This is a genomic window from Allobosea sp. NPDC055594 (genome assembly GCF_053618995.1).
In genome coordinates this window covers 1-1952 of sequence record NZ_JBSHIO010000048.1, presented here as the reverse complement: position 1 = coordinate 1952, position 1952 = coordinate 1, and the positions used below count along the sequence as shown (strand labels likewise).

The window sequence follows — 1952 nt, the reverse complement described above, 5'->3', positions numbered from 1 at the left end:
TCCCGACCTTCTACGATCTTTGTTTGCACCTCACAGCCCTCTGAAGCCACTTTTAAGGCTGTTTCCCTGTCTTGGACATCTTCTAGGTCTATATCAGTCAAATAAGCGCTCAAATAGGCTCCTATGTTGTCTATATCCTTTAATGACTTGATTGTTACAAATCCTAAACCCCATAGACTCCTTAATTCAGCATTTTTAATATAAATCTTATCCAAATCATTAAAGCGCATTAAAACATGACAATGCCAGGCTCCACGTCCTTGTGGCTCTACCACCGATAAATAATCTATCGAACTTTCTTTCTTGTATTTATAACGCAACCTGTCGATAAAATTTTGAAAATCACTATAAAGTTTTTTCGTGTCCGTCATATTTTTCTTGTATGTCAAAGTTATATGTAATTCATTTGGCCGTCCTATAAAATTGTTATTTATCAAATAACGCAGCTTCTTAAAGGTTTGTCTCAAAGAATTATAATTTTCCTGCCGATTTTCCGAATGCTCGAACTCCCGGATCTCCCCAGTAGAGAGGTCTACAAACCTATCCTTGTCCAATTTTTTGATATTATTTTTCCGGTTCATCTTCTCCATATGCTGAACTTCAATGACGTGATTCATAGTGGTCACTTTTACAACATCATTTGGAGCTATGAAAACCGCGTCACCATTGCGTTTATCCATCCATTTCCCCTCAATTTTTCCTGTAATGTTTAATTAAAATCAAGTTAATAATAAAGAACCCCAAATCCGAAGTCAGTTTTTCAACAAAAATTAGCGTCCTTTTCCCAAATAGTCCCTATACAATTCCTTAATAGCAAACTCAATTACAGCATCTTTTGAAACTCTTCCAAATTCATTGTGTTTTGTAAAATGTTCGGCTAATAACTCTAGCTTTTTAAATGTTTCAACAGTAATTCGAGGTCCAATTTGTTTTTTCTCTTCCATCCAAACACACTCCTAACAAGTTGTTAACATAATTCTAACATTGGAAATAATAGAATTCAAGAACAGAAAAAAGAAGCACACTCGGAATGATATTTCGTTTCCTTTTGATTCCGAGCCTCCACCCCTTACAATCCCCAAAGGCAACCGACAAGGGAAAATTCGTCCCTTATCGGCACCTCCGGAAATTGTACAGCAAGGGGTCACTCCCAATAAAAAGACTACGACATATAAAACAGGTTTAGCTTCAGAGAAAAAGAGCATAAGGAAACTCGGTGCCACCCTAAAAAAAAGGGTGTCAAACAGGCTGTGCCTGTTGAGTTTCTATGCTCTTAGAACAGGTGCCGTTTTTGAAGCCAAAGATATAGCATAGATACCCCATAGATATAGCAGGGATATACCAAAATATCTCTAGAGATACGGGTATCTATGCTATATCTCTCTACAAGATTCCTCCACACGCTTGACGGAAATGCTTCAGCATTTTAGCACTCACTCGACAGAGTGTATAAGTGCGCCATTCGGAATTTCAAAGCTTCAAATTTCACAGAGAGTGCCCATTTATACACACCCCCTAAATCGTGGTGTGACAATGGGTTCTCGCCGGCTCGAAATCGGTTTGTCATTCTGACAAATAACCCTTCGGGAAATAAAAAAAACGGCTCCATAAAGAGGAACCGTTTTGCTTCAAAAATCACGTTTTGTGTTATACTGGAGAAACGAAATTGTGTTTTCAAAATTGTCATTTTCGACATGATAACTTTTCTCGTAGTGTGGTTTTGCCGAACCCACTACTTTTTTTATGTCTCCGAACTTCATTTCTTCCCGTTCCGGCTTAACAATCCCTTTTGATTTTCGATACATATTCATTCCGGAAGGATACATGTGCAGCCGTCCGCCTTTTAAAAATTTCTTTTCCCGACCTTCTACGATCTTTGTTTGCACCTCACAGCCCTCTGAAGCCACTTTTAAGGCTGTTTCCCTGTCTTGGACATCTTCTAGGTCTATATC

General features: G+C 38.4%; 3 protein-coding genes. All 3 read right to left on the bottom strand.

Annotated features, from left to right (window positions below; genetic code table 11):
* Positions 1-680 (bottom strand): rolling circle replication-associated protein (locus ACWGRX_RS26885; protein ID WP_452120053.1); only part of this gene is annotated, 680 nt, incomplete at its 3' end.
* Positions 681-770: 90 nt separating this feature from the next.
* Positions 771-944 carry a hypothetical protein gene (locus ACWGRX_RS26880; protein ID WP_375839303.1) on the bottom strand — a complete coding sequence of 58 codons (174 nt, stop codon included), beginning with the start codon at positions 942-944 and terminating at the stop codon, positions 771-773.
* 684 nt (positions 945-1628) lie between these two features.
* Positions 1629-1952: hypothetical protein (locus ACWGRX_RS26875; protein ID WP_452120052.1), on the bottom strand; the 324-nt coding region annotated here is incomplete at its 5' end.

Bases quoted from the DNA above. Each gene is read 5' to 3' on its own strand.
- ACWGRX_RS26880 (WP_375839303.1), bottom strand. From the start codon at position 944: ATGGAAGAGAAAAAACAAATTGGACCTCGAATTACTGTTGAAACATTT.